Source organism: Streptomyces sp. NPDC055400, assembly GCF_053644375.1.
Window position 1 is genome coordinate 326,717 of record NZ_JBSHLM010000003.1, and the last position, 20,757, is coordinate 347,473.

Below are 20,757 nucleotides of genomic sequence, written 5' to 3' on the forward strand. Positions count from 1 at the left end.
GTGGCTCAGGAGAACTGATGGCGGCGTACCCGGCACTGCCTCCCGCTACTACCGATTTACGCAGACATAGGGGAAATCGCTCGGTATTTCACAGCTGCGCGCCGAAGGGCTCGGTCATGCGTTCGTATCGCGGTAGATCGTCGGAACCCCAGACGTACAGACAGCCGGCGCCGCCGGCGCTTCCCACGACCGTGGGCGCCGCCCGGACCAAAAGGATCAAGGACCGGCCGATGGCGAGAATGCTCGGGCGGCTTCGCCCCGCGCTGAGCTGCGCGAAAGCCTCGGTGCACTGGTCGACGACCTGGTAGACCCAGAACCCGCCGCCGAAGTCGGGGACCTGGATCACGGTGGGGCCCCTGGCCGACCGACCCTGACCCGCCGTCAGCACGCCGGCTGCCCTTTGCTCCTGCTCCTGCTCCTGCTCCTGCTCCCGCTTGACGACATCCCGGACGGCCTCACCGTCCCGCGCCAGCTATTCGGCATGGAGAACGTCGCCGCACTGAACATGGTTGCGCTCGATACCGCCGACGCCCCCGCGCCGAGTCAGGGCAGGGGCGGGGCGTCGCCGACTTCCAGCGTCGAATGTGGGCCAACCGGCATCTGCGCTACCCCATCCGATGCCATATGTCGGGACAAGCGTTAATTGTCTTGCAAATTGCCTATCTATCCCTCTGTCTAGACCTTGATCGGCCCGGGCCGACGCCAGGCCCTACCCAAATCCAGGAGAGTGGAGAAGATGACGAAATCGCCGCGATGGGGTTCTGTTCTGGCCTCAGCCGCCACGGCTACCGTGCTGGTCGCAGTGCCACTGGCAACCGCTGGGGCCGCCTACGCACAGGACCCGTATCCCCCGCACTCGACGTCACACCCGTACCCGCCGAAGCCGCACCACCCGCACCACGACTACCCGCCGAAGCCGCACCACCCGCACCACGACTACCCGCCGAAGCCGCACAAGCCGCACGGGTCGGGACACGGGGACGGGCACAAGGGCGACTGGGACGGAGGATACGGGGACGAGCACAAGGGCGACTGGGACGGAGGACACGGGGACGGGCGCAACGGCGGGCACCGCCCGCCGCACCTCGCCAACACCGGTGACGACAGCACGAAGAACGTGGTCCTCGGAAGTGTGGCGGCAGGTCTGATCGCAGCAGGCGCAGGCACCTTGCTGGTGGTGCGCCGCCGCCACAACTCATGAGGTTGTCCGCACTGCGCATGGCGTTCCCCTGGCGTCCCGGGCGTGCCCGGGACGCCTGCCGGGCACGCCTGCGCGCCCTCGGGCCTCTGGCGAGGACCGCGCTGCTGGCCGCCGCCGCCGTTCCGGTGGCGGCGGCCGCCTGGATCGGAGTCACCGGCTGGCTCGCCCGCTCCGAACTCCTCGCCGCCCAGCAGAACTTGAACGCACTCCGGGAGTCCCTCGCGACCGCGGTCGGGGGGGACGCCGCCCCGGCGGCAGCAGCCGGGGCCCCGGCAGAGTCCGGCCAGGAGCGGCTGCTGCGTTCCGCGGCCGCGCACGCCGCACGCGCGCATCACCTCACCACCGGACCGGCCTGGTTCACCGCCGCCCAACTCCCCTTCGTCGGCGACCCCCTGCAGTCCGTACGCGGTATCGCGCAGGCCTCGGACGAACTGGCCGGCGAGGCGCTGCCGCCGCTGGTGCGAGCCGTCCCCCGGCTCTCGGCGGGCGCTCACGCGGGCGGCATCCCGCGTGCTCTCACGGAACTGGAGAGCCAGGCGCCCACGTTCGCCCGCGCGGGAAGGGTCGCGGCCGAGGTGCGGGACGACACCCACCGCCTGCCCCGCTCCACCTGGCTGCCGGCGGTCGACAGCGCCCGTACGCAGTTGTCGGACCAGCTCGACCGTCTCGTCCCGCAGGCCCACGACCTCGCCGTCGCTGCCCGTGTGGGACCCACCATGCTGGGGGCGCACGGGCCGCGGCGCTACATCCTCGCCTTCCAGAACACGGCCGAGGCGCGGGGCACCGGTGGCCTCCCAGGAGCCTTCGCCGTGCTGCGGGCCGACCGAGGCCGCCTGTCCTTCGAGCGTTTCGGCAACGACAACGACATGGACGGCGTCCGCGCGAAAGTGAACCTCGGAGCCGAGTTCGCGGCCCAGTACGGGAACAACGGGCCCGACCGCACCTGGGTGAACTCCAACATGAGCCCGCACTTCCCCAACGCGGCACGCCTGTGGACCTCGTACTGGCGCACGAAGACCGGTCAGAGCCTGGACGGTGCGATCGCCACCGACCCCGGGGCGCTCGGCCTTCTCCTGCGCGCCACCGGACCGGCCCGCATGGCCGACGGCACCGCCATCACCGCCGACAACGCCACGGACCTCACCGAGCGGGTGAGCTACGCGAAATACAGCGATTTCTGGAAGCGCAAGGCATTCTTCGTCGACGCCGCCCGCACCGTGGCCGGACGGCTGATGACCGCGACCGGCGACCCGCGCCTGCTGCCCGCGCTGATGAGCGCCCTGCACGAGGTCCAGCGAGAAGGCCGCATGCAGGTGTGGAGCGCGCACGCGGCGGAGGAACAGGAGCTGGCGTCACGGCCGTTCGGAGGGGTCCTCCCCCAGCAGCCCGGCCCCTTCGCCGGGCTCGTGGTGAACAACGCGGCCGGCACCAAACTGGACTACTACCTCGACCGAAGCCTCGTATGGGCGCCGGGTGCCTGCACGGACAACGGCCGGTCGGTCACCGCGACCATGACGCTCACCAACCGGGCCCCGGCCTCGGGCCTCCCGCACTACGTCACCCTGCGGCCCGACGCCCCGGCCTACCGAACCCGCCCCGGCGACAACCGGCTGCTGGTGTCCTACTACGCCGGTGAGGGGGCCCGACTGATGCGGGCCACCCTGGACGGCCGCCCGGTCAAGCTGATTCCGGGCGCCGAACGCGGCCACCCGGTGTACACCCTCTACCTGGAGCTTCCCCGGCAGTCCAGCCGCAAGCTGGTGCTTCACCTCAGCGAGCCCGAGGCCGACGGCCCGCCGACGATTCTCCGGCAGGCGCTCGTGACGCCGCTGCGGGCCACGGTCAAGCACGGGGCGCCGTGCCGCCCCTGAGCACCACCGCAAACAGCCGCTGCCGCGGCACCCGTGAACCGGGTGCCGCGGCAGCGGCTTGTTGAAGCGGCGACGGGACGTCAGGGCGAGGCGGCCAGGATCCCGGCCAGCGCCCGGACCGCGTCGCGGACCTCCAGGGCCCGCGCCTTGTGCACGTCGGGGGGCTCGCCGACCGGGTCGGCGATACCGTCCGACTCGTCCGGCCGGGGAACCGCCATGCCGCGCCGGGACGCGGCCAGCCGGACCGCCTCGTGCGGGGTGCCGGACCTCGTCCCGTCCGTGAGCCGGACGAACTCCCGCAGGGTGAAGCTGCGGCGCATCGCCAGGGGGTGAAGACGCACCACCGCCTCCCGGTGGCAGCGCTCCAGGCCGAGCACCAGATCGGCCTGCTCGATCTGGCCGGCCCTCAACGGCCGGGCAGTGAACTCCCGTGTGTCGCCGCCGAGTTCGGTGAGAATCGCGCTCGTCAGGGGGTCCATCGGCGCCGGCCGGGCACCGGTACCCGCGCTGCGGACCCGGAAGTCCGGCTCCGGCAGCGCGGCGGCCAGCAGTCGTTCCGCGACCGGCGAGCGGTGCAGGTTGCCGGTGCAGACGAAGAGCACTTCGAAGGCGGTCACGGCCTACTTCTCGCCGACGGGAGACCGCGGTGCGGCCTCGGCGAATTTCCCGTGCCCGGCGGCCGGACGCGGCACGGGCACATCCGCCGGGGCGTAGCCGTACCCGTAGCCGTACCCCTTGCCGTTGAAGCCGGCGGACATGCTGAACACGGTGCCCAGGATGCGCACGCCCGTCCGGCTGAGCGACTCGGCGGCGCTGCGGATCTGGTCGCGACCGGTCTTGGAGGCGCGTACGACGAACAGCACCCCGTCCGCGAGCGGGGCCAAGCCGATGGTGTCGGCGACCGGCAGCAGAGGAGCGCTGTCCACGACGACCATGTCGTAGGTGCCGGCGAGTTCGCGAAGCACCCCCTCCATTCGTTCGGAGGCGAGCAGTTCGGTCGGGTTGGGCGGCACGGCACCGCTGGTGAGCACCGTGAGACGGCCTCCGGCCTGCTGCACCACATCCTCGATACCAGCCTGGCCGATGAGCACCGTGGTCAGTCCGGCGTCCTGGACCAGCCCGAAGGTACCGGCCACGGACGGCCGGCGCAGGTCGGCGTCGACCAGGCAGATCCGCATACCCGCGTCGGCAAGAGCGAGGGCCATGTTGACGGCGGTGGTGGTCTTGCCCTCACCGGGCACCGAGCTGGTCACGACGATCACCCGCGGCCGATCGTCGACCTGCGCGAACTGCAGGTTGGCCCGCAGCCTGCGGAAGGCCTCGGCGCGCGCAGAGGTGCTTGCGGCGTCCATCGCGATCCGCTGCCGGGCCGAGCCCCTGTCATAGGGGATGGAACCGAGACCTGGCAGCGAGGTGAGCTCTGCGAGCGCATCGCTGGTCTTGACGGTGGTGTCGAGTGCCTCGCGCAGTGCGACGATTCCGGCACCGAGCAGCAGCCCGCCGAACAGTCCGGCCACGAGGTCGAGCAACCACTTCGGCGAGACGGGATCCTCGGGGATGCTCGCCTGCTGGGTGACACCGAGCGAGACCGGTGAGATGAGAGGGGAGGACGCGCCGGGCTTCCTGGCGAGCGTCTGGACCTGCTTCGGTGTCTCCAGCTTCTCGACGACGGTGACGAAGCGCTGTGCGACGGCGTCGGCGATACGTGCCGCACGTGCCGGATCGGTGTCACGGACCGTGATGTTGATGAGCACGGTGTTGAGCGGGGCCTCGGCGGTGATGCGGGACGCGAGTTCCTCCGGCGTGTACTCCAGCCCCAGCTCGGTGATCACGGGCTGCGTCACCTGGCGGGTGGCGACGATCGCCGCGTATGACTGGACACGTGCCTGCGAGAAGCTCTGACCGTTGTTCAGATCGGCGGTGTCCGCGCCGGTTCGGGTGGCGACGAAGAGCTGGGTCTGCGCCTGGTAGACCGGCGTGGTCAGCGCGGTCACCGTCACACCCACGCCGATACCCACCAGCAGACAGATCAGGACGGTGGGCCAGCGTCTGGCGAGTACTTTGAGATATCCACGAAGGTCCAACGGGTATCCCTCACAGGGCTAGGAATATGCCTTTTATTGGGTTTCACCACTCAATGCGCCGCTCACGATAGGCACAGCAGACCCATGCCTCGGGGAGCCACGGCAGCTCGGGCACGCAAGATTCCCCCTTCGCAGGGCCCGTTCAATCCGTCTGGCCGAAGCCCGAGGCCGATCGGGGGAAAACAACCCAAAACGGAGCACGCAGAAGGCTTCGGCGCTGAATCGCAGGCCGCACCACAGCAAAATGCCTGGCGCCAGGACGGGCCCCACAGCGGATGGACAGGTCTTCATGCGTAGGACAATCGTCAATGAGGCCGGGCCTCTTGATCTCGACCCCATGACACAGGAGCCCGCGGACGGCTCCCCCGCGTCACGCTCGCTGCGCATCGTGCTGGTCGCGTTCACCTGCGATCCGACGCGCGGCAGCGAACCGGCCATCGGCTGGGGCTGGGCCGAATCACTCGCGAGCCGCGGGCACACCGTGGAGGTCCTGACGCACCCCGAGTTCGACAGCGTGCGGCACGCCGAGCGGCGAGTGGCGGACCTGGGGGCGGTGGGCGAACGCATCAGACTGCACGTCATCCCGGAACCACGAGCGCCCCGGTGGACCGGCCTGCTGCCCGGCCCGCTGAGCGACATGGCCGCGGAAGTCCGGCGCTACGACGGATGGCAGCGCCGGGCCCTGGCGTACGCCCGCAGCCACGGGCTCGACAGAGCCGACCTTGTGCACCACGTCTCGTACGGATCACTGCAAGGTGGCTCCGCCCTGCGTCACCTCGGACCGCCCTTGGTGTTCGGTCCCGTCGGCGGTGGCCAGATCGCACCGCACAGTCACCGGCGTTACCTGGGCGCCTCCTACCGGCAGGAGGCGTTGCGGACCTGGTTGTGGGTGCGCTGCCTCAGCCGTCGACCGGCCTGCCGCACGACACTCCGCGAGGCGGCGGTGGTGCTGGCCACCAACCGGGACACCGAGCGACGGGTCGGCCGCCTGAGCCGTACCGCCACCCGTCTGATGCTGGCCGACGGCATCCAGGAGTCGCTGATCCGGGAGCCGGCACAGCCTCGGGCGGCTCGGTCCGGTCGCCCGCCCACCCTTCTGTGGGTCGGCAGGCTGCACCCGCGCAAGACTCCGGAGCTGGCGGTGCGGGCGCTCGCACATCTGCGGTCGGAGATCCCCGACGCGCGCCTCGTGATCCTCGGGGACGGACCTCTGCGGCCGTCCCTGGAACAGCTCGCTCTGCGTCTGGGAGTGGGTGAATCCGTCGAATTCCGGGGCCTGTTGCCCCGGCAGGAGGTGTTCACCGCCTGTGACGAGGCCGACGCGTTCCTGATGACCAGCCTGCGGGACTCCTCCAGCACGCAGACCCTGGAAGCGTGGGCCCGAGGCCTCCCCGTCGTCCATCTCGGCCACCACGGCATCAGCGATTTCTCGGCGCCGGGCGGGGCGGTCTCCGTGCCTCTCGGCGACCCCGCCGACCTGCCCCAACGCCTCGCGTGGGCGCTCAGCGGCGTGCTGAACGATCAGCAGACACGTCACTGCATGGAGCGGGCCGCGCTGGCGTGGGCGCGCAAACACACGTGGACGGCGAAGGCGGAAACCGCCGAAGAGCTCTACCGCGCCGTTCTGCCCGTCGAGCGTGGCCCCCGGCTGTGATGTACGCCCCTGACGCACCCTGAACCTTCGAGAGGCAGTCATGCTCGTATCAGTGATCATCCCCCTGTACAACAGAGAGAAGTACATCGGAGCCTGCCTCGCGTCCGTCCTCGGCCAGACACACAAGGATCTCGAAGTCATCGTGGTGGACGACGGGTCCACCGATGGCGGCGCGGCGATCGCCGAAGGCATCGCCGACGAGCGTATTCGGGTCGACCGAGGCCCGAACCGCGGGGCCGCAGCCGCCCGCAATCGCGGTCTCGCCCTCGCCAAGGGCGAGATCGTGGCGTTCCTCGACTCTGACGATCTCTGGTTTCCGGAGAAGCTCTCCGAGCAGATCAGCGTCCTTCAGAGCGACCGCGACGTCGTCGCGGTCGGCGCGGTCTTCCAGTATCTGTCCAGAGACGGCCGGCGCCTGCTGGGCCGGGCTGGTCAGGACGCTCGGGACGCCGACTCCCGTGAGCGGATGAAGCGGGGTCAGCTGGCGCCGTTCCCGATCAACTCCGCCCTGATCGCATCGACTGACACCGTGCGGACCGCTGGAGGGTTCGACGAGTCACTCACGTTGGTCGACGATATCGACCTCATCTCTCGACTCGCCCTGGCGGGATCGGTTGCCACGGTCATGCGGCCGCTCGGCGCCTACCGAGTTCACAGCGACTCCCTCTCCTCCTGTCAACACGCCAAGGTGAAGTTGCAAATGCGCTTCGTCGAGCAGCGGGCCACGGCCCGGCTCGAAGGCAGGCCCGCACCCGACCTGGAATCGTTTGCGTCCTCATATCGCCTCACGAGGGCGCAGCGGTGGCAGGACGGCGCGGCACGGCGCTTTCGTGACGCCGGCCTGCTGGTGATGGAAGGACGGTACGTCAGGGCGACCGTGCTGTTCGCTGTCGCCCTGGTGGCCCGGCCGTCGTACACGCTGCGCCGCATCGCGATGCGTCTTCCGGTTCGCCGTACACCAAGTGCCGTTGCTGCCCACGGCGGGAGCTGAAGCCGGCTCGGCGAAGGGCGGCATCGGCCGGAACTCGCTCTCCACCAAGGCCGTCGCCTCCCGGCGGTCTTCCACCCCAACCCTCAAGAGGCAGCCATGCTCGTATCAGTGATCATCCCCCTGTACAACAGTGAGAAGTACATCGGAGCCTGTCTCGCGTCCGTCCTCGGCCAGACACACAAGGATCTCGAAGTCATCGTGGTGGACGACGGGTCCACCGATGGCGGCGCGGCGATCGCCGAAGGCATCGCCGACGAGCGCGTTCGGGTCGACCGAGGCCCGAACCGGGGAGTCGCCGCCGCCCGCAATCGCGGTCTCACCCTCGCGAAGGGCGAGATCGTGGCCTTCCTCGACTCTGACGATCTCTGGTATCCGGAGAAGCTCTCCGAGCAGATCAGCGCCCTCGAGACCGACCGCGTTGTCGTGGCCGTAGGCGCGGTCTTCCAGTATCTGTCCGGAAACGGCCGCATGCTCGGCCAGAACGGTCAGGAAGCTCGGGACGCCGACTCCCGGGAGCGGATGAAGCGGGGTCGACTGATGCCGTTCCCGATCTCTTCCCTGATCGCCCGGACCGACGCCGTACGGGCCGCGGGAGGGTTCGACGAGTCACTTCCGCCCGTCGCGGATCTCGAGCTCATGACCCAGCTGGCCGTGGCTGGACCGGTTGCCACGGTCATGCGGCCGCTCGGCGCCTACCGAGTGCACAGCAACGCCATGACATCCCGTCAACACGACGAGATGAAGATGCTCACGCGCTTCGTCGAGCAGCGGGCCACGGCCCGGCTCGAAGGCAGGCCCACACCCGACCTGGAATCGTTTGCGTCCTCGTACCGCCCCACGAGAACACAGCGGCGACTCGACGGCGCGGCGAGGCGATTTCGTGACGCCGGCATGCTGGCGATGGAAGGACGGTACGTCAGGGCGACCACGCTGTGCGCTCTGGCCCTGGCGGCCCGGCCGTGGTACACGATGCGCCGCATCGCGGCGCATTTTTCGGTTCGTCGTACGCCAAGGGCCGTTGCCCACGGCGCGAGCTGAGTCTCCAGGACCGCGTTCCACGATCCGGCGAAGGAAGCCCACGACCGGTCGAGTCCGGGTAGTGCACATCGACCGCGCTCACAACATGCCTGATACGGACAGGAATTGAGCCGTAATCGGATCCGCCGCCGCCCAGGCGAACGACATCTGCCCGGTCAACAGCAAGCCGGAGACCACGTCACGCGGTCTCCGGCTCCAGGTGTGCTGTTCAGACAGGTTCAGCCCAGCTCGGCGGAGTAGACCGGCGGCGCGTGGTCGACGGCCGTCTGCTGGCTCGGAAGGGTGGACGGCATCGGGCGGCCGAGCGCCCGCAGGGTCCATCCGGCGGACCGCCACAGTGCCGCGTCGAGGGCGTTGCGCGCGTCGAGGATCTTCCGCGCGGGTGTCACGGCGGCGAGGGCGGCGGGGTCGATCCGGCGGTAGTCGCTCCACTCGGTCAGGTGCAGCACGACATCCGCGCCCTCGCACGCCTTGGCCGCATCGGGGGCGTATCCGAGCAGGGGCAGGACGGCACGCGCGTTGTCCATTCCCTCCGGGTCGTGAAGCCGTACCTCCGCGCCCTCGCGGTGGATCGCGGCCGCGACGGCAAGGGCGGGCGAGTCACGGACGTCGTCGCTGTCGGGCTTGAACGTGGCGCCGAGTACGGCGATGCGACGGCCGGCGAATCCTCCGCCCGCCATGTCCCGGGCGAGGGCGACCGTGCGCCGCCGCTGCCGGACGTTGATCTCGTCGATCTCACGGAGGAACGACACCGCGCCGCCGACGCCGAGTTCGTCGGCGCGGGCCGTGAACGCCCTGATGTCCTTGGGGAGGCACCCGCCTCCGAAGCCGAGGCCGGCGGAGAGGAAGCGGCGGCCGATGCGGGTGTCGTACCCGAGGGCCTCGGCCAGGGTGGTCACATCGGCACCCGTGGCATCGCAGACCTCGGACATGGCGTTGATGAACGAGATCTTGGTGGCGAGGAACGAGTTCGCCGCGACCTTCACCAGCTCGGCGGTCGCCGGGTCCGTACTGATGTAGGGCACGCCGGTGTTCAGGATCGGCGCGTACACCTCGCGCAGGGTCTGGTCGGCCCGCCCCGACAGGGCGCCGACCACCAGCCGCTCCGGGCGGAGCGTGTCCTGGACCGCGAAACCCTCCCGCAGGAACTCCGGATTCCAGGCGACGTCGACCTCCGTGCCCTCCGGCGCGAGCTCCTGGACGCGCGCGGTGAGCCGGGCCGTCGTTCCCGCGGGGACCGTGGACTTGCCCACGATCAGGCAGCGGCGGCGCAGCCGGGGCGCCAGCCCGTCGATGACGGCGTCGACCGCCCGCAGGTCGGCGGCGGGCGAGTCCCGGCGCTGCGGAGTGCTCACACAGACGAAGTGCACGTCGCCGAAGTCGGCCGCCTCGTCGAGGGAGGTGGTGAAGCGCAAGCGCCCCGAGCCGACGGTTCTGCTGAGAACGTCCTGCAGACCTGGTTCGAAGAAGGGCACCCTGCCCTCTCCGAGAGCCGCGATCTTCTCGGCGTCGATGTCGACGCCGAGCACCTCGTGCCCGATGTCTGCCATGCACGCGGCGTGCACCGCACCGAGGTATCCCGTTCCGATGACGGTCAGTCGCATCTCTCTCGCCTCTTTCGGTGTCAGTTCGGATAGCCGGACGGGTTGAGCTCCTGAAACCGCCAGGCGTCCTCGCACATCGCGGTGAGGTCTCTCGTCGTGGTCCAGTTCCAGGCCCGGGCCACGGCGCTCGGGTCGGCGACGAGGGCCGGCACGTCACCGGGGCGGCGGCCGGTGATCTCGTACGGGATCGGCGTACCGCAGGCGCGCTGGAACGCGGCGACGAGTTCGAGCACCGATGTGCCCCGTCCCGTACCGAGGTTGAAGACGCGCATGCCGCTGTCGTCGTCGAGGTGTTCCAGCGCGACACGGTGGCCTTCGGCGACGTCCATCACGTGGATGTAGTCGCGCACCCCCGTGCCGTCGGCCGTGGGGTAGTCGTCGCCGAAGACGCTGAGCTTCGGGAGCCGGCCGGCGGCGACCTTGGCGAGGTACGGCATCACGTTGTTGGGCACGGCTGACCTGGGCGCCTCGCCGAGCAGTCCGCTGGGGTGCGCGCCGACCGGGTTGAAGTAGCGCAGGGCCAGCACGGAGAGCTCAGGCAGGTGACGGCAGGTGTCGGCGAGAACCTGCTCGCAGAGCCACTTCGAGGTGGCGTACGGGTTGGTGGGGCCGGCCGGGTCCTCTTCGGTGAGCGGCACTTTGGTGGCGTTGCCGTAGATCGAGCACGACGAGGAGAACACCAGGCGGCGGACGTCGTGGTCGCGCATGGCGCGCAGCAGTGCCGTGGTGCCACCGAGATTGGTGTCGTAGTACTCGACGGGCAGTTCGACGGACTCCCCGACGGCCTTCTTCGCGGCGAAGTGGATGACGGCGTCGATGTGATGCTCGTCGAACACCCGGGAGAGCGCGCGCCGGTCGAGCAGGTCGGTCTCGTGGACGGCGAGCGGCGGGCGGGTGGCGGTCTTCGCGACGCGTTCCAGTGCGCCGGGCGAGCTGTTGGAGTAGTCGTCGACGACCACCACGTCATAGCCGTGGTCGAGGAGTTCGACGCAGGTGTGGCTGCCGATGAAACCGGCGCCACCGGTCACCAGGACGGTGGTGTCACCGGGCATGGTCAGCTCTCCTCGCCGGCGTCGTCGTGCGCCTGGCTTCTGAACCACTCCACCGTCCGCCGCACACCGTCCTCGACCGGTACTTCCGGGTGCCAGCCGAAGCGTTCCTGGATCCGGGTGATGTCCGGGCGGCGGCGGACCGGGTCGTCCACGGGGAGCGGGTGGTGCTGGATCTCCGAGTCCGAGCCCGTGATGTCGAGGACGAGCTCCGCGAGATCGGACACCGTCCACTCCTCCGGGTTCCCGAGGTTGAACGGCCCGGTCTCGGACGAGTCCAGCATCGCGACCAGGCCGCGGACCAGGTCGCTCACGTAGCAGAAGCTGCGGGTCTGCTTGCCGTCGCCGTAGATGGTCAGCGGTTCGCCGCCGAGGGCCTGGTCGATGAAGCTGGACACGACCCGGCCGTCGTGCGGGCGCATGCGCGGGCCGTAGGTGTTGAAGATCCGGACGATCCCGACGTCGACGCCGTGACTGCGGTGGTAGGCGGTCGAGACGGCCTCGGCGTACCGCTTGGCCTCGTCGTACACGCTGCGCGGTCCGACCGAGTTGACGTTCCCCCAGTAGTCCTCCACCTGGGGGTGGACCAGCGGATCGCCGTAGACCTCGCTCGTCGAGGCGAGCAGGAACCGGGCGTTGTTGCGCCGGGCCAGTTCGAGGGCGTTCTCGGTGCCCCGGCTTCCCACCGCGAGGGTCTCCAGGGGCAGCCGCAGATAGTCCGGCGGTGACGCGGGACTTGCGAGATGCGCGACGGCGTCGACCGGACCGTGGACTTCCGCGGTGACGCTCACGTCGGCATGAACGAATTCGAACGCGGGGTATTTCCGCAAGTGTCCGATGTTCTCGGGCCGGCCCGTGCTCAGGTTGTCGAGGCACACCACGGCGTCCCCGCGCCGCAGCAATGCCTCACACAGGTGCGATCCCAGAAAACCGCCCCCACCGGTTACGGCAACGCGCATGGATTCTTCTCCAGAAATGTAGGAAGGGGTGGAGACATTCCCCTAAAACCTCGAAAAGGATATGAGCGCACCTCTGCTTCTTCTTCGGACGCGGCCGGGACCGTGCACTGTTTGGCCGCTACTCGGAAGAAGGCAGGAATCCGGTGATAAGGCGACACAGCCCTTGGAATAGGGGATGCGACGAGGCGGAAAGCCGTCGCCGCGAACGGGTCGATCACCCGCATGTGTGAATGGACGCTTCGCGCGTCGCGCACCTCACCACCTGTGTGACTACTACGCCTCCGGGGCTACTTCGCCCCGGGTTTCGCGTGGCCGCCGTGGCTCCCCCCGAGCACCGCGAGAGGATCCTGCCCGCACGAGGCACACACGAGGAGCCCCCATGGAATCCGACGCCCCGGTGACCCCATGACGCAACTGACGTCCGTCACGGTCCGCGGCATGCGCTGGACCTATCTCACCAGCGTGACCTGCGCCGCCGTCCAGATTCCCTTTTCGGCCGCGATGGCCCGACTGCTCACCCCCGAGGACTTCGGGCTGATGGCGCTGGCATACCTGATGCCGCGTTTGGCTCACCAATTGGCCCAGAGCGGCCTGGGTTCCGCAGTGGTCCAGCGCCCGTCACTCACCGGCCGCGACGTACGCGTGATCTTCGCCCTGGCCCTCACCCTCGGCACCTGCTCCTACGCGGCGGTCTGGTTCATGGCGCCGTACGGTCAAGAGCTGGCCCACGGACCCTCTGACCTGACCAGCATGATCCGAGTGCTCGCACTGGGCATGCCGATCGGGGCTCTGGGCACCACCGCCAACGGGCTGCTGAGTCGGGGGATGCGATATCGGGCCGTCGCCCTCACCGACTTCTTCTCCTTCGTCGTCGGCTACTGCGTCGTCGCATTGCTGTCCGCGCTCCTCGGCGCGGGCGTCTGGAGCCTCGTCTACGGCCAACTCGGATGGACGCTGCTGCTGAGCCTTCTGTCCTACCTCCTGGTCCGGCACTCGCTGCGTCCGCTTTTCGATGTGCGTGCCATGCGTGACGTCATGCGCTTCGGCGGGAAGGTATCGGCCAACGGTTTCGTGGAGTACGTCACGGGGGACTTCGCCAAGCTCGCCATCGGCCGCTACGTGGGCGTCACCGCCGCCGGGCTCTACGACCGCGCCGGGCTCCTGGCGTCGTATCCGCTGCAACAGATCCAGCAGGCGGCCAGCAAGGTTCTCCTGCCCGGCCTCAGCCGCATGCAGCACGAGACCAGCCGGCTCGGTGCCTCCTACGCCGACTGCACGTCGGTGACCACACTGGTCCTCTTCCCCCTGTGGGCGGTGATCGGCGCGAGCAGCGAGCAGTTGGTGGCACTGCTGCTCGGCGGCCAGTGGCAAGGCAGCGTGGACCTGGTCCCGATCCTGGGCCTGGCCAGCGTGCTCGGTCTGGTGGCACAGATTTCGGGCACCGTCGTGGAGGCCATGGGTGTGGTGGGACCCAAACTGGTCATCCATCTGGTGCAGCTGACGGCGCTCGTCGCCGGTGCTGCCCTCGCGCTGAACCTCGGCGGCGGACTCCACGCGCTCATGGTGGTGGTGCTGGTGAGCCAGCTCGTCAAACAGGCCCTGTTCCACGTGTGGCTGCGCCGCCTCTTTCCCACCACCCGGCGGCTGGTCGCGGAAGCATACGCACAGGCTGCCGCTCTCGCCGGCCTGATCTGGCTCGCCCTGTGGTACGTCCAGCAGGCGCTCGGGGCCAGTAGCCCTGCGGCGTTGGTCCTCACGGCCAAGCTGGCGGTCGCGGGCGCGCTGGTGCTGTGCTGTGTGCGGTACGGGGGACGACTGCACGGTGTGCGTGTCGCCCGGGAACGCAGCGTGCTGCCCGCCGCACTCCGGCGCTGATCACGGCCGCGTGGTCGCGTTCGACGCGACGCGGGGCCACGCGTGTGCCGGACCGGCCCCCGGCACGCCGGGCAGAGCCCGGCCCGGCGGGCCGTCAGTACGCGCCATTGCCCTCGACCACGGCCCGCAGCGTCCGGCACAGGATGCCGAGGTCGGCGGAGGGGGACCAGTTGTCGACGTAGCGCAGGTCCAGGGCGACGGTCTCGTCCCAGGAGAGGTCGGAGCGTCCGCTGACCTGCCACAGACCGGTGAGTCCCGGCTTGACGCTCAGCCGTCGCAGTTCCACCTCGTTGTACTTCGCCACCTCGTCGGGCAGCGGCGGCCTCGGACCCACCAGGGACATGTGCCCCTGCAGCACGTTGAACAGCTGGGGAAGTTCGTCCAGTGAGTAGCGGCGCAGCACACGGCCCACGCGCGTGATCCGGGGATCATGGCGGATCTTGAACATCAGTCCGTCCTGCTCGTTGGTCCCGGTGAGCTCCGGCCTCATCTGCTCGGCGTTGGCGACCATGGTGCGGAACTTCGCCAGGCTGAAGTGGCGGCCGCCCTGCCCGGCGCGGGTCTGGACGTGCAGGATCGTTCCTGGTGAATCCAGTCGTACGGCGATCGCCACGGCCGCGAACACGGGGGCGAGCAGCATCAGCAGCAACGCGGCGCCGATCCGGTCCGTCACGTTCTTCAGCAGCAGGGCGGCGCCGCGACGGACGGGCGGGATCACATGAAGCATCGTCAGACCGGCCACGGACGAGACGCTGACCCGGCGTTGCGCCACCTCGGTCAGGCCGGGCACGACGACGAGCGGACGGCCGTCCCCGTGAACGGCCCAGGACAGCCGTCGCAGTCGCTCACCGTCCATGCCCGGTCCGGACACGACGAGGACCAGGTCCACCTGCAGCCTCCGGGCCGCCGCCAGCACTGTTGCGGAGTCGTCGGACGGTCGCGGCGGGGTCTGCTTGCCCAGCCGTCCGGTGACCGGGGCCACCGGGTTGGGGTTGTCGTCGCCGATCGGGCACACCCCGACCGCGACGAATTCGTGGTCGGTGCGCCGCGCGAGGTGGTTCAGCAGACCATCGACGGCGACCGCCTCACCGATCACCAGAGCCCGGCTGATGGATCGTCCGGCACGGCGCCGGGCCAGCAGATGACGGAGCATCAGCTCTTGCCAGGCCGCGGTGACAGGGAGGCACCCGACCAGACCGGCCAGCACGAGAGGGAACGGGGAAGCCTCACCGGTCGCCGCTTTCAGCACGGTGAGCAGCCCCACCAGAATCAGCCAGTCCCGCGGCGTGGAGTGGGCGTTGCCGCTTTCTCCCATGTTGCGCCAGGCGTACCGCGAGCGCGAGGCCCGTACCAGGACCCAGGCCGCGGCCACTACCACCGCGTACCACCCCGCATGCGCCTCGCCGGCCAGCCGGAAGGCCGTGTACGTCCCCCCGGCAGCCCCCGCCGCGTCGACGGCCGGCGCTGTCGGCAGATACCAGGTGGGCTTGCTGTGCAGTCTTCGTCTGGTACGAGGCGGCTCACGGTCGGACTGCACCTGCGTACGCCCTGGCAGGGGTACATAAGGCACGTCTCCCTGAACAGTCACGGTCACCCTCTCCAACCGGCTTCAACGGATTTCCCTGGGTCCGTGCACCTGTCCACGGGATGAATCCGACGATGGTCGCGGTCATGACCGGGGCATCGTTCGAGGTGGGGCAGGCGTCGGACGCGATCGAGTGTGTCCGACGGGGGCACGCCGGGCCGGGTGGCGACGCTCGGTCGGGGAGAACGATCACCCGATGAGCAGCATCGGCACGGCGTCCGTGGCGCGTCGCTCCGCCAGGTGGGTGGACTCACCGCAGCGCCCTCCCCAAAGCCTCTGCAGGGATTACCGGTTAGGCGAGTTTGTCCCTCATGCCCGAAATGACAGAAGGCGCCCTGTGATGAAGATCGCCGTGGTCCACAGCTTCTACACCTCCGCAACGCCCAGCGGAGAGAACGCACTCGTACGCGACCAGGTGCGTGCGTTGCGTACGGCGGGCCACGAGGTCGAGCTGTTCGCGGCCCACACCGACGAACTGGCGAGTGATCCGCTCTACCCGCTGCGGGCAGCGGCGCGAGTGGCGTCCGGCCGAGGCCACAACCCGCTCGCCCGGCTTCGCGCGTACGCCCCCGACATGGTGCACGTCCACAACCTGTTCCCCAATTTCGGGCGTTCCTGGGTACGGCACTGGGACGGCCCGCTCGTGGCCACGTTGCACAACTACCGGCCGCTGTGCGCCGCAGCGACGCTCTACCGTGCGGGCGCCGCGTGTACGCGTTGCCCGGACGGCGAGCCCTGGGCAGCCCTGCGGTACGGCTGCTACCGCGAATCCCGGGCCGCGACGTTGCCGCTGGCCTGGGCCGGACGGCACGGTCATGCGCGGGACCCGCTGCTGGCCCGGGCGGACCGGATCGTCGTGAACTCCCGGCTGAGCGAGCGGACGTACCTGCGCGCTGGTGTGCCTGCCGAACGCCTGGTGCTCGTACCCAATTTCGTCGACGCACCGCAGTCCGCCGAGGCGCCGGGGGACGACAACGGCCGCTGGCTGGTCGCCGGGCGTCTCACGGCCGAGAAGGGCGTCCTGGAACTGCTGCGTCAGTGGCCGGCTCACGAACCGCTGGACGTCGTCGGCGACGGCGAACTCCTCGCCGACTGCCGCGCGGCGGCCCCCGCCTCCGTCCGCTTCGTCGGCCACCTCGACCGGTCCGAACTGTGCCGGCGGATGCCTTCTTATCGGGGCCTGGTCTTTCCCAGCCGCTGGTACGAAGTCGCGCCCTGCGTGCATGTCGAGGCTCTGGCGGCCGGGCTTCCGGTCCTGGCGTTCGAAGGCTCGTCGGTGGCCGAGGCGGTTCGTGAACACGGAACCGGCCTGGTCACACAGTGGGACAAGCCTCTCGCCCCGGTCCTGACGGAGGCGGCCACTCGCTTCCCGTCGCTGCGCCCCCGCTGCCGGCAGGTGTATGCCGGCCACTACACGGAGCCGGCCTGGATCACCCGCATCACCGAGGCGTACGAGGCCGCAGGCGTCGCCAACGGCCGCATCACGGCGCCCGCGTAGGAAGGTCCGCCAAGAAGGGCGAGTGACTCGTGGAAACGAGAGTGGACTTGGCGTACCCGAAGACCGTCCCGGCCGGACGTACCGGCACGGGCCGCCGTCCGTCCGAAAGTCAGTTGACCGACCGAAAGCCCACCGCTGACCACAAGACGATCGCCGGAGTCGTGGCGGTCGCCGTTCTGCTCACCGGAGGCCGTTGGGTTTCCCACATGCATGTGGGGCCGTTCTACATCGGCGATCTCCTGCTGTGTGCGGCGTTCCTGCAGGCCGCCTTGTCACGACTGCTTTCCGGGAAACGGCCCGATCGCATCTACGGGCCGGGAATCCTGGTCGGAATACTGCTAGTGGTGACAGCGTTCCGGCTGCTTGACGTGCAAGGTGATGTACAGACGGCCGCTCGTGACGCGGCGCCTTTCGCCTATGCCGCGATCGCCTACTTGTCCGCGGGCGCCTACCAAAGGGCGGACGACCGCGGCAGAGAGCGAACGGTCCGGGTGATCTACGGCGGACTTCTGCTGCACCTCGGGTGGATGGTGGTGGCGACGCTCGCACCGGAATTCGTCGCGACGTTGCCCGAGGTGGGCAGTACACGCGTCTTCGAGATCAGGACCGATTTCGACGTGGCGGTACTCGGTCTGCTGGCGGGCCTGTCGATCCTGCGGATGAGACAGGGACGGTTCTGGCTGCACATGTCGGTGGCGATCGCGGCGCTCGTCACAGGCCTGGCTCAGGTGAACAGAGCCGGACTTCTGTCGTGCGCCGCATGTGTGGCAGTGGCCGTCATGTTCAGAGCGAGCACGAACGGCCGTCTCACCCCCCGCGCGGTGTTCATCGGAGTGATCACGGTCCTTGCCGTCGCAGTGGCGCTTCCGATGTCTCCGGCCGGCCAACGCCTCCTCGCGCTGAACGAACGTGCCACTTCGTCTTCCCAGATCGTGGAGAACGCTCAAGGCACCAAACGCGCACGAGAGATCGCGTGGGAGCGGGTCGTGACATACACCCTGGCCGATACCGCACGGGCATCGGTCGGTGTGGGGTTCGGACCGGACTTTCTCCAGCAGTCCAACGGCGACCTCCCCATCGGCCGGGGAATCGGAGTGCGTTCCCCCCACAACTACTTGATCACCACCTTTGCCCGACTGGGCTTCGTCGGTCTCACCCTTGTCGTCGCTCTGCTGGCCGGTCTTCTGACCATTACCGTCAGAACCGTCCGCAGAGGGCCCCCTGACGAGCTGACGGCGTTGTGTGTGCTGTTGGTGATCTCTCTTCTCATCGTCGCCCTGCTGGGCGTCATCCTGGAAGCTCCTTTCGGCGCCGCCCCCTTCTTCTGGGCGGCCGGAATCCTGCTCGGCGGCGAACGGTCACGACGGGCCCGTCTCCGGCGGAATCCGGAACAGAACACCTTGGTCAGTGCTCCTCAGGAGGCGATTGAATGAGTGTCGCAGTGGTGACCGGCTCGGCCGGTCTGATCGGCTCGGAAGCGGTACGGCACTTCGCACGCTTGGGACTCGATGTCATCGGCATCGACAACGACATGCGTGCGCGGTTCTTCGGAAAAGAGGCGTCCACCGCATGGAACGTGGACCGTCTGTCCTTGGACCTCGGCACGTCCTATGAGCACTACGACGTGGACATTCGCGACCGGGACGGGCTCGCGTCCGTCTTCCGCAAGTTCGGCCGGGACATCGCCGTCGTCATCCACACCGCGGCGCAGCCGTCCCACGACTGGGCGGCACGCGACCCGTTCATGGATTTCGACATCAACGCCGGCGGCACACTCAACGTGCTGCAGAACGTTCGCGAACACTGCATCGACGCCCCGTTGATCCACTGCTCCACCAACAAGGTGTACGGCGACCGCCCCAATTCCCTGCCGCTGGTGGAGCAGGAGACGCGCTGGGAGGTCGCCCCAGGCCACCACTACGCGGACGGCATCAGCGAGGACATGTCCATCGACACCTGCCTGCACTCGGTCTTCGGTGCCTCGAAGGTGGCCGCGGACATCATGGTCCAGGAGTACGGCCGCTATTTCGGACTCAGGACCGCCTGCTTCCGTGGCGGCACCCTCACCGGTCCGGGCCACTCCGCCACTGAACTGCACGGCTTCCTCGCCTACGTGATGCGCTGCGCCATGGAAAGGCGCACCTACAAACTCATCGGGTACAAGGGCAAGCAGGTGCGGGACGCCATCCACAGCCATGACGTGGTCACCGCGTTCGAGGCGTTCTTCCGCAACCCGCGCAGCGGCGAGGTGTACAACCTGGGCGGCGGCCGGCACTCCAACGCTTCCAATCTCGAAGCGATCGCGCTGGCCGAGAAGATCTCGGGAAACCAGATGCTCATCGAGCACGTCGATACGCCCCGGGCCGGCGACCACATCTGGTGGATCAGCTCCAACGCGCGTTTCGAACAGCACTATCCGGAGTGGCGGTTGACGCACGACGTGCCCGTGATCATGAAGGAAACGTACGAGGCCAACGTGGACAGGTGGGTCCCAGCACGGTGAAAAGGAACGTTCTAGGCGTCCTCGTCGACGTGACACGCTACGACGAGGCGGTGGACACCGTGCTCGCCGCGGCCCGGAACAGTCGCCCGTTCGCAGTGACCGCGCTCGCCGTCCACGGTGTGATGACGGGCGTCCTTGACCGGGAGCACGGCGCCCGCCTCAACTCCTTCGACCTGGTGACCCCGGACGGTCAGCCCGTGCGCTGGGCACTGAACCTGCTGCATGGCACAGCCCTCACCGACCCGGTGTGCGGCCCGACCCTGACGCTGCACGTACTGCGCGCGGCGGCCGACGAGGGCATCCCGGTGTATCTGTACGGTTCCACGGACCAGACGCTGGACCGTCTGATGCTGAACCTGCAGAACACGCTTCCGGCCCTGAAGATCGCCGGTCATGAGGCGTCCAAGTTCCGCACGGCCGGCCCTGGTGAGGACGCGGAGATCGCGGCCCGGATCACCGAATCCGGAGCGCGGATCGTCCTGGTCGGGCTCGGGTGCCCACGGCAGGAAGCCTTCGTGCACGCCATGCGCCCGCTCCTTCAGATGCCGCTGCTCGCGGTCGGCGCCGCGTTCGACTTCCACGCGGGGAACCTGCGCAGGCCACCTCTGTGGATGCGCAGGCACGGACTGGAGTGGCTGTGGCGGCTCGGCCTCGAACCACGGCGGCTGTGGCGGCGGTACCTCCTTCTCAACCCGCACTACCTGCTTCTTCTCGCGGCACAGTGGGCCAAGCTGCGACCGGCCACACCGCCGCCACCTGCGACGGACCGGCCGGCCGCGTTCCCCGTGTGATCCGGCCTGCGCCTCTCGACGAGCGCACCGGCACCGGGCTCACGTCGCTCCCCA

17 protein-coding genes are annotated in these 20,757 nt (G+C 69.1%); 10 read left to right on the forward strand and 7 right to left on the reverse strand.

What is annotated here, in order from left to right; genetic code table 11:
- Positions 1–88 precede the first annotated feature (88 nt).
- The gene (locus ACWIGU_RS09620; protein WP_454399134.1) at positions 89–346 is read right to left on the reverse strand and encodes a hypothetical protein; all 258 of its coding nucleotides are present in this window, start codon (positions 344–346) and stop codon (positions 89–91) included.
- A gap of 456 nt (positions 347–802) precedes the next feature.
- On the opposite strand from ACWIGU_RS09620, the gene ACWIGU_RS09625 reads away from it, so the two are divergent.
- Both ACWIGU_RS09625 and ACWIGU_RS09630 read left to right on the forward strand, forming a co-directional pair.
- The gene (locus ACWIGU_RS09625) at positions 803–1,201 is read left to right on the forward strand and encodes an LPXTG cell wall anchor domain-containing protein (RefSeq protein ID WP_454399136.1); all 399 of its coding nucleotides are present in this window, start codon (positions 803–805) and stop codon (positions 1,199–1,201) included.
- Complete coding sequence (locus tag ACWIGU_RS09630; RefSeq protein WP_454399138.1) at positions 1,198–3,072, forward strand: DUF4012 domain-containing protein; 1,875 nt, start codon at positions 1,198–1,200, stop codon at positions 3,070–3,072. Before ACWIGU_RS09625 ends, ACWIGU_RS09630 begins: the two co-directional genes overlap by 4 nt.
- Before the next feature lie 80 nt (positions 3,073–3,152).
- On the opposite strand, the gene ACWIGU_RS09635 is transcribed toward ACWIGU_RS09630, so the two are convergent.
- The gene (locus ACWIGU_RS09635; RefSeq protein ID WP_454399140.1) at positions 3,153–3,689 is read right to left on the reverse strand and encodes an arsenate reductase/protein-tyrosine-phosphatase family protein; all 537 of its coding nucleotides are present in this window, start codon (positions 3,687–3,689) and stop codon (positions 3,153–3,155) included.
- Positions 3,690–3,692: 3 nt separating this feature from the next.
- Positions 3,693–5,156 (reverse strand): polysaccharide biosynthesis tyrosine autokinase, encoded by a 1,464-nt coding sequence (locus ACWIGU_RS09640; RefSeq protein WP_454399142.1) that lies wholly within the window; start codon positions 5,154–5,156, stop codon positions 3,693–3,695.
- A 337-nt stretch (positions 5,157–5,493) separates the two neighbouring features.
- Here ACWIGU_RS09640 and ACWIGU_RS09645 point away from each other — a divergent pair, with 337 nt between their 5' ends.
- From ACWIGU_RS09645 to ACWIGU_RS09655, 3 genes are all read left to right on the forward strand, one after another.
- A complete protein-coding gene (locus tag ACWIGU_RS09645) occupies positions 5,494–6,810 on the forward strand; it encodes a glycosyltransferase family 4 protein (RefSeq protein WP_454399144.1) in 1,317 nt (438 codons plus the stop codon).
- Positions 6,811–6,862: 52 nt separating this feature from the next.
- Positions 6,863–7,801, forward strand: coding sequence for a glycosyltransferase family A protein (locus tag ACWIGU_RS09650; RefSeq protein ID WP_454399146.1), 939 nt, complete (start codon positions 6,863–6,865; stop codon positions 7,799–7,801).
- Between the two features lie 96 nt (positions 7,802–7,897).
- Positions 7,898–8,839 carry a glycosyltransferase gene (locus ACWIGU_RS09655; RefSeq protein ID WP_454399148.1) on the forward strand — a complete coding sequence of 314 codons (942 nt, stop codon included), beginning with the start codon at positions 7,898–7,900 and terminating at the stop codon, positions 8,837–8,839.
- A gap of 218 nt (positions 8,840–9,057) precedes the next feature.
- Here ACWIGU_RS09655 and ACWIGU_RS09660 read toward each other — a convergent pair whose 3' ends face one another.
- The 3 genes from ACWIGU_RS09660 to ACWIGU_RS09670 are packed head-to-tail and all read right to left on the reverse strand — an operon-like array spanning position 9,058 to position 12,451.
- Complete coding sequence (locus ACWIGU_RS09660; protein ID WP_454399150.1) at positions 9,058–10,443, reverse strand: UDP-glucose dehydrogenase family protein; 1,386 nt, start codon at positions 10,441–10,443, stop codon at positions 9,058–9,060.
- 20 nt (positions 10,444–10,463) lie between these two features.
- Positions 10,464–11,495 (reverse strand): UDP-glucose 4-epimerase GalE, encoded by a 1,032-nt coding sequence (gene galE / locus ACWIGU_RS09665; protein WP_454399152.1) that lies wholly within the window; start codon positions 11,493–11,495, stop codon positions 10,464–10,466.
- A gap of 2 nt (positions 11,496–11,497) precedes the next feature.
- The gene (locus ACWIGU_RS09670; protein WP_454399154.1) at positions 11,498–12,451 is read right to left on the reverse strand and encodes a UDP-glucuronic acid decarboxylase family protein; all 954 of its coding nucleotides are present in this window, start codon (positions 12,449–12,451) and stop codon (positions 11,498–11,500) included.
- A 405-nt stretch (positions 12,452–12,856) separates the two neighbouring features.
- Here ACWIGU_RS09670 and ACWIGU_RS09675 point away from each other — a divergent pair, with 405 nt between their 5' ends.
- Positions 12,857–14,326, forward strand: a complete 1,470-nt coding sequence (locus ACWIGU_RS09675; protein ID WP_454399156.1) for an oligosaccharide flippase family protein — start codon at positions 12,857–12,859, stop codon at positions 14,324–14,326.
- Positions 14,327–14,420: 94 nt separating this feature from the next.
- Here the strand turns inward: ACWIGU_RS09675 and ACWIGU_RS09680 are convergent, their stop codons facing one another.
- Entirely contained in the window at positions 14,421–15,896 is a 1,476-nt protein-coding gene (locus ACWIGU_RS09680; RefSeq protein ID WP_454399158.1) for a sugar transferase, read from the reverse strand.
- Positions 15,897–16,251: 355 nt separating this feature from the next.
- On the opposite strand from ACWIGU_RS09680, the gene ACWIGU_RS09685 reads away from it, so the two are divergent.
- From ACWIGU_RS09685 to ACWIGU_RS09700, 4 genes are read left to right on the forward strand one after another with little or no spacing between them, the layout of a single operon-like run.
- On the forward strand, positions 16,252–17,409 hold the full coding sequence (locus tag ACWIGU_RS09685) for a glycosyltransferase (protein WP_454399160.1): 1,158 nt from the start codon (positions 16,252–16,254) through the stop codon (positions 17,407–17,409).
- Between the two features lie 47 nt (positions 17,410–17,456).
- Positions 17,457–18,842 (forward strand): O-antigen ligase family protein, encoded by a 1,386-nt coding sequence (locus ACWIGU_RS09690; RefSeq protein ID WP_454399162.1) that lies wholly within the window; start codon positions 17,457–17,459, stop codon positions 18,840–18,842.
- Complete coding sequence (locus ACWIGU_RS09695) at positions 18,839–19,912, forward strand: NAD-dependent epimerase/dehydratase family protein (protein WP_454399164.1); 1,074 nt, start codon at positions 18,839–18,841, stop codon at positions 19,910–19,912. The genes ACWIGU_RS09690 and ACWIGU_RS09695 overlap by 4 nt, the downstream gene beginning before the upstream one ends.
- Positions 19,913–19,941: 29 nt before the next feature.
- A complete protein-coding gene (locus ACWIGU_RS09700; protein ID WP_454399166.1) occupies positions 19,942–20,703 on the forward strand; it encodes a WecB/TagA/CpsF family glycosyltransferase in 762 nt (253 codons plus the stop codon).
- Positions 20,704–20,757: the final 54 nt, after the last annotated feature.